This window comes from Pseudomonas sp. B14(2017) (assembly GCF_002113255.1).
In the GTDB taxonomy this organism is placed as follows: domain Bacteria; phylum Pseudomonadota; class Gammaproteobacteria; order Pseudomonadales; family Pseudomonadaceae; genus Aquipseudomonas; species Aquipseudomonas putida_Z.
This window is the reverse complement of sequence record NZ_NEJY01000033.1, coordinates 24104-30289: the sequence shown is the minus strand read 5'-3', so window position 1 is coordinate 30289 and position 6186 is coordinate 24104. Positions and strand designations below refer to the sequence as shown.

The following is a 6186-nucleotide window of genomic DNA, read 5'->3' as shown; positions in this document are numbered from 1 at the left end:
GCCTGGGTAACGAAGGCTACACCTTCGCCAACGTCAACGGCGTGCCGCAGCCGAACGATGAAGACCACACCGTCGACATCATGTTCGTGGTCGACCCGGGCAAGCGTGCCTACGTCAACCGCATCAACTACCGCGGCAACACCAAGACCGAAGACGAAGTGCTGCGTCGCGAAATGCGCCAGATGGAAGGCGGCTGGGCCTCGACCTACCTGATCGACCAGTCCAAGACCCGTCTGGAGCGTCTGGGCTTCTTCAAGGAAGTGAACGTCGAGACCCCGCCGGTGCCGGGCACCGACGACCAGGTCGACGTCAACTACAGCGTCGAGGAGCAGGCTTCCGGCTCGATCACCGCCAGCGTCGGTTTCGCCCAGAGCGCCGGCCTGATCCTCGGTGGTTCGATCAGCCAGAGCAACTTCCTCGGTACCGGTAACAAGGTGTCGATCGGCCTGACCCGTTCGGAATACCAGACCCGCTACAACTTCGGCTTCGTTGACCCCTACTTCACTGCCGATGGCGTGAGCCTGGGCTACAACGCCTTCTACCGCAGCACCGACTACGACGACCTCGACGTCGACGTGGCCAGCTACGCGGTGGACAGCTACGGTGCGGGCGTCAGCCTCGGCTACCCGATCAGCGAGACATCGCGCCTGACCTATGGCCTGAGCGTGCAGCAGGACAAGATCAAGACCGGCCGTTATACAGTTGATGAGATCTTCGACTTCCTGGAGCAGGAAGGCGATAACTTCCTGAACTTCAAGGCCTCGATCGGCTGGTCCGAGTCGACCCTGAACAAAGGTGTGCTGGCAACCCGTGGTCACTCCCAGAGCCTGACCCTGGAATCCACCATTCCGGGCAGCGACCTGTCGTTCTTCAAGCTCGACTACCGCGGCCAGCTGTTCAAGCCGATTAGCAACGACTACACCCTGCGCCTGCACACCGAGCTGGGTTATGGTGACGGTTATGGCAGCACCTCCGGCCTGCCGTTCTACGAGAACTACTTCGCGGGTGGCTTCAACTCGGTCCGTGGCTTCAAGGACAGCAGCCTGGGGCCGCGCAGCACGCCGAGCCGTGGTGCAGCAGTGACTGGCAACGAAGGCACCCTCGCCGACCCGGACCAGGATCCATTGCCGTTCGGTGGCAACGTGCTGGTGCAAGGCGGTGTCGAGCTGCTGTTCCCGCTGCCGTTCGTCAAGGATCAGCGTTCGCTGCGCACCTCCGTGTTCTGGGACGTGGGTAACGTGTTCGACACCAATTGCGGCAACCAGCCGGATTGCGAGAAGGTCGGTTTCTCGGGCATGGCCAGTTCGGTCGGCCTGGGTGTGACCTGGATCACCGCACTGGGCCCGCTGAGCTTCAGCCTGGCAATGCCGGTCAAGAAGCCGGACGATGCCGACACCCAGGTGTTCCAATTCTCTCTGGGCCAGACCTTCTGAGGTCGGCCCTCGCTTAATGACAACGGTTTATCCAGGAGTGCATCGTGCGTAAGTTGACCCAACTGGCCGTAGTGGCCGCGGCGCTGGTCGCCACCCCGGCTTTCGCCGAAATGAAGGTTGCCGTCCTGAACTATCAGATGGCCCTGCTGGAGTCGGATGCCGCCAAGAAATACGCGGTGGATGCCGAGAAGAAGTTCGGTCCGCAACTGACCAAGCTGAAAAGCCTGGAAAGCAGCGCCAAGGGCATCCAGGACCGTCTGATCAAGGGCGGCGACAAGATGCAGCAGCAGGAGCGCGAGCGCCTGGAGCTCGAGTTCAAGCAGAAGGCCCGTGACTTCCAGTTCCAGTCCAAGGAACTGAACGAAGCCAAGGCCGTTGCTGACCGCGACATGCTCAAGCAGCTGAAGCCGAAGCTGGATGGCGCTGTCGAGGAAGTGATCAAGAAAGGCGGTTACGACCTGGTCCTCGAGCGTGGCGCGGTCATCGATGTCAAGCCTCAGTACGACATCACCCGCCAGGTCATCGAGCGCATGAACCAAGCCCGTTGATATGACCGTGACCATGACGCTAGGCCAGTTGGCCGAGGCCCTCGGCGCCACCCTCAAGGGGCCCGAGGCGCTGCAGATTACCGGGCTGGCCACCTTGCAGGAGGCTGGCCCAGGTCAGTTGAGCTTCCTCGCCAACCCGCAGTACCGCAAATTCCTGGATAGCAGCCAGGCGGCCGCGGTGCTGCTGAAGGCGGCGGACGCCGAAGGCTTTGCCGGCAATGCGCTGATCGTCGCCGATCCGTACCTGGCCTACGCGCGCATTTCCCACCTGTTCGACCCCAAACCCAAGGCTGTGGCGGGTATTCATCCCAGCGCCGTGGTGGCCGAGGACGCGCAGGTGGACGCCAGTGCCAGCATCGGGCCGTTCGCGGTCATCGAAAGCGGTGCGCGCATCGCGGCCAATGTCAGTGTGGGTGCACACTGCGTGGTCGGTGCCCGTTGCGTGATCGGAGAGGGCGGCTGGCTGGCCCCACGGGTCACCCTGTACCATGATGTGACCATCGGCAAGCGTGTGGTCATCCAGTCGGGTGCGGTGATCGGCGGTGAAGGCTTCGGCTTTGCCAACGAGAAGGGCGTGTGGCGCAAGATCGCCCAGATCGGTGGTGTAACCATCGGCGACGACGTGGAAATCGGTGTCAACACCGCGGTCGATCGTGGCGCGCTGTCGGATACGCGGATCGCTGATGGGGTCAAGCTCGACAACCAGATCCAGATCGCCCACAACGTGCAGATCGGTGAGCACACGGCCATGGCCGCCTGCGTCGGAATTTCCGGCAGCACGCGCATCGGCAAGCATTGCACCATTGCCGGAGGTGTCGGCATGGTGGGTCATATCGATGTCTGTGATAACGTTTTCGTGTCCGGGATGACCATGGTGACCCGTTCGATCACCGAACCGGGTGCCTATTCTTCCGGCACTGCCATGCAGCCACTGGCTGAATGGCGCAAGAGCGCCGCGCGTATCCGCCACCTGGACGACATGGCCAAGCGTCTCCAGCAGCTGGAAAAACGCGTCGATACCGTGACCTCAGGTGGCCAGCCGACATCAGAAGGCTGATACCATTCCCTGAGCAAGAGTGAACAGTCGCTAGCTGGCTCCTCTTTGGACTGCAAAAGGAGCGTGTGGTCAGCACCTGCGCTCCCTATTCTTATTACAGGCTTCCCCCCCGAAATGATGGACATCAACGAGATTCGCGAATACCTGCCTCACCGTTACCCGTTCCTGCTGGTGGACCGCGTGACGGAGCTGGACTACGAGGCCCAGAGCATTCGTGCCTACAAGAATGTCAGCATCAACGAGCCGTTCTTCAACGGCCATTTCCCGGCTCACCCGATCATGCCGGGCGTCCTGATCATCGAAGCCATGGCACAGGCCGCGGGTATCCTCGGTTTCAAGATGCTCGACGCCAAGCCGGCCGATGGCACCCTGTACTACTTCGTCGGCTCCGACAAGCTGCGTTTCCGTCAGCCGGTACTGCCGGGTGACCAGTTGGTGCTGGAAGCCAAGTTCCTCAGCCGCAAGAGCATGATCTGGAAATTCGAGTGCCGCGCCCTGGTCGACGGCAAGCCGGTTTGCTCGGCAGAAATCACCTGCGCGGAACGCTCCCTATGAATTCGATTGATCCTCGGGCCATTATCGACCCGTCGGCCAAGCTGGCCGATGGTGTCGAGGTCGGCCCCTGGTCGATCGTTGGCCCCGATGTGGAAATCGGGGAGGGCACCGTTATCGGCCCGCATGTTGTGCTCAAAGGGCCGACCCGCATCGGCAAGCACAACCGTATCTTTCAGTTTTCCTCGATCGGCGAAGACACCCCGGACCTCAAGTACAAGGGTGAGCCGACGCGCCTGGTGATCGGCGATCACAATGTGATCCGCGAAGGGGTGACCATTCACCGCGGCACCGTCCAGGATCGTGCGGAAACCACCGTGGGCGACCACAACCTGATCATGGCCTATGCCCACATCGGCCACGACAGCGTCATCGGCAACCACTGCATCCTGGTAAACAACACGGCCCTGGCCGGCCATGTGCACGTGGGGGACTGGGCGATCCTGTCCGGCTACACCCTGGTGCACCAGTACTGCCATATCGGTGCCCACGCGTTTTCCGGCATGGGCACGGCGATCGGCAAGGATGTCCCGGCCTTCGTCACCGTGTTCGGCAGCCCGGCCGAAGCCCGCAGCATGAACTTCGAAGGCATGCGCCGCCGGGGTTTCAGCGACGAGGTGATCCATGTGCTGCGCCGTTGCTACAAGATCGTCTATCGCCAGGGCCTGACCGTCGAAGACGCGCTCAAGGAGCTGGACGAACTGGCTGCGAAGCACCCTGAGGTCGATCTGTTCCGTCAGTCGATCGTGAACTCCGCCCGCGGCATCACCCGCTGACATGGCCCAGCTTTGCGTAGCCTTGGTCGCAGGTGAGGCCAGCGGCGACATTCTCGGTTCCGGCTTGATGCGTGCCATCAAGGCACGCCACCCCGACGTACGGTTCATCGGCGTTGGCGGCCCCTTGATGGAAGCCGAAGGCCTGCAATCCTATTTCCCCATGGAACGCCTGGCCGTCATGGGTCTGGTCGAAGTGCTGGGGCGCCTGCGCGAGCTGCTCAAGCGCCGCAAGCTGCTGATCGAGACCCTGATCGGCGAAAAGCCCGATGTGTTCATCGGCATCGATGCCCCCGACTTCACCCTCAACATCGAACTGAAACTGCGTCAGGCCGGGATCAAGACCGTGCACTACGTCAGCCCGTCGGTCTGGGCCTGGCGGCAGAAGCGTGTGCTGAAGATTCGCGAAGGCTGCGACCTGATGCTGACGCTGTTGCCATTCGAGGCGCGGTTCTATGAAGAGCAGGGCGTACCGGTGCGCTTCGTCGGCCACCCGTTGGCCGACACCATCCCGCTCGAAGCCGACCGCCCTGCCGCACGTGCCGCGCTGGGCCTGGGCGAAGGGCCGGTGGTCGCGTTGATGCCGGGCAGCCGGGGCGGCGAAGTAGGGCGGCTGGGCGCACTGTTCCTGGATGCTGCCGAACGGCTGCGCCAGCAGGTACCGGGCGTGCGTTTCGTGCTGCCCTGCGCCAATGCTGCGCGTCGCGCCCAGGTCGAGCAGATGCTCGAAGGGCGCCAGCTGCCGCTGACCCTGCTCGATGGCCAGTCGCACCAGGCCCTGGCGGCCTGTGACGCGGTGCTGATCGCCTCGGGTACCGCCACCCTCGAAGCACTGCTGTACAAGCGACCGATGGTGGTGGCCTATCGCCTCGCGCCCCTGACCTACTGGATCCTCAAGCGCCTGGTAAAGAGCCCCTACGTGTCGTTGCCGAACCTGCTGGCCCAGCGGGCGCTGGTACCCGAGTTGCTGCAGGACGACGCCACCAGCGAAGCCCTGGCCAATACCCTGGCGCCGCTGGTGGCCGATGGCAGCCAGCAGACCGAAAGTTTCGACGAAATTCACCGCACCCTGCGCCGTGACGCCTCCAACCAGGCGGCAGAGGCGGTACTGGCCTTGCTCAAGGACCGCTGACATGCAAATTGGACTGGACTTCAACCTGGTCGAAGACCTGGTCGCCGGCGTCGACGAAGTGGGCCGTGGCCCGCTGTGCGGCGCGGTGGTGACCGCGGCGGTGATCCTCGACCCGGCGCGCCCGATCCTCGGCCTGAACGACTCGAAGAAGCTCACCGAAGCCAAGCGCGAGGCGCTGTTCGACGAGATCTGCGAAAAGGCCCTGAGCTTCTGCATCGCCCGCGCCGAGGTCGAGGAAATCGACCGCCTGAACATCCTGCACGCGACCATGCTGGCCATGCAGCGCGCCGTGGAAGGCCTGCACATTACACCGAAGCTGGCCCTGATCGACGGCAACCGCTGCCCGAAACTGGCCGTACCGGCGTCGCCGGTAGTCAAGGGCGACAGCCAGGTGCCGGCCATCGCGGCGGCGTCGATCCTGGCCAAGGTGACCCGCGACCGGGAGATGAGCGCATTCGAGCTGATCTACCCGGGTTATGGCATTGGCGGGCACAAGGGCTACCCGACCCCGGTGCACCTCGAGGCGCTGGCACGCTTGGGGCCTACGCCCATTCATCGGCGCTCCTTTGCCCCGGTGCGGGCCGCGTGGGAAGCGCGTGCCGGTGTTCTCGATTCCCTGATCTGAACCCCCGGGGCCGCTTTGCGGCCCATCGCCGGCAAGCCAGCTCCCACACGGATCGTACAATCCCTG

Annotated in this window: 7 protein-coding genes; all 7 read left to right on the top strand. The window is 63.4% G+C overall.

Translation table 11 applies throughout. The features are described 5' to 3' along the window. The coding region (gene bamA / locus CAG34_RS26240; RefSeq protein WP_143516544.1) for an outer membrane protein assembly factor BamA at positions 1–1433 on the top strand (1433 nt) is incomplete at its 5' end. A gap of 44 nt (positions 1434–1477) precedes the next feature. Continuing rightward, positions 1478–1981 carry an OmpH family outer membrane protein gene (locus CAG34_RS26235; protein ID WP_015269197.1) on the top strand — a complete coding sequence of 168 codons (504 nt, stop codon included), beginning with the start codon at positions 1478–1480 and terminating at the stop codon, positions 1979–1981. Position 1982: 1 nt separating this feature from the next. Then, positions 1983–3038: a UDP-3-O-(3-hydroxymyristoyl)glucosamine N-acyltransferase gene (gene lpxD / locus CAG34_RS26230; RefSeq protein ID WP_013971258.1), complete on the top strand. Its 1056-nt coding sequence runs from the start codon at positions 1983–1985 to the stop codon at positions 3036–3038. Positions 3039–3152: 114 nt separating this feature from the next. After that, entirely contained in the window at positions 3153–3593 is a 441-nt protein-coding gene (fabZ, locus tag CAG34_RS26225; protein ID WP_004375427.1) for a 3-hydroxyacyl-ACP dehydratase FabZ, read from the top strand. Next, a complete protein-coding gene (lpxA, locus tag CAG34_RS26220; RefSeq protein WP_025337980.1) occupies positions 3590–4366 on the top strand; it encodes an acyl-ACP--UDP-N-acetylglucosamine O-acyltransferase in 777 nt (258 codons plus the stop codon). The genes fabZ and lpxA overlap by 4 nt, the downstream gene beginning before the upstream one ends. Position 4367: 1 nt before the next feature. After that, complete coding sequence (lpxB, locus tag CAG34_RS26215) at positions 4368–5495, top strand: lipid-A-disaccharide synthase (protein WP_085593292.1); 1128 nt, start codon at positions 4368–4370, stop codon at positions 5493–5495. Between the two features lies 1 nt (position 5496). Further along, the gene (gene rnhB, locus CAG34_RS26210) at positions 5497–6120 is read left to right on the top strand and encodes a ribonuclease HII (protein WP_085593290.1); all 624 of its coding nucleotides are present in this window, start codon (positions 5497–5499) and stop codon (positions 6118–6120) included. Positions 6121–6186 lie beyond the last annotated feature (66 nt).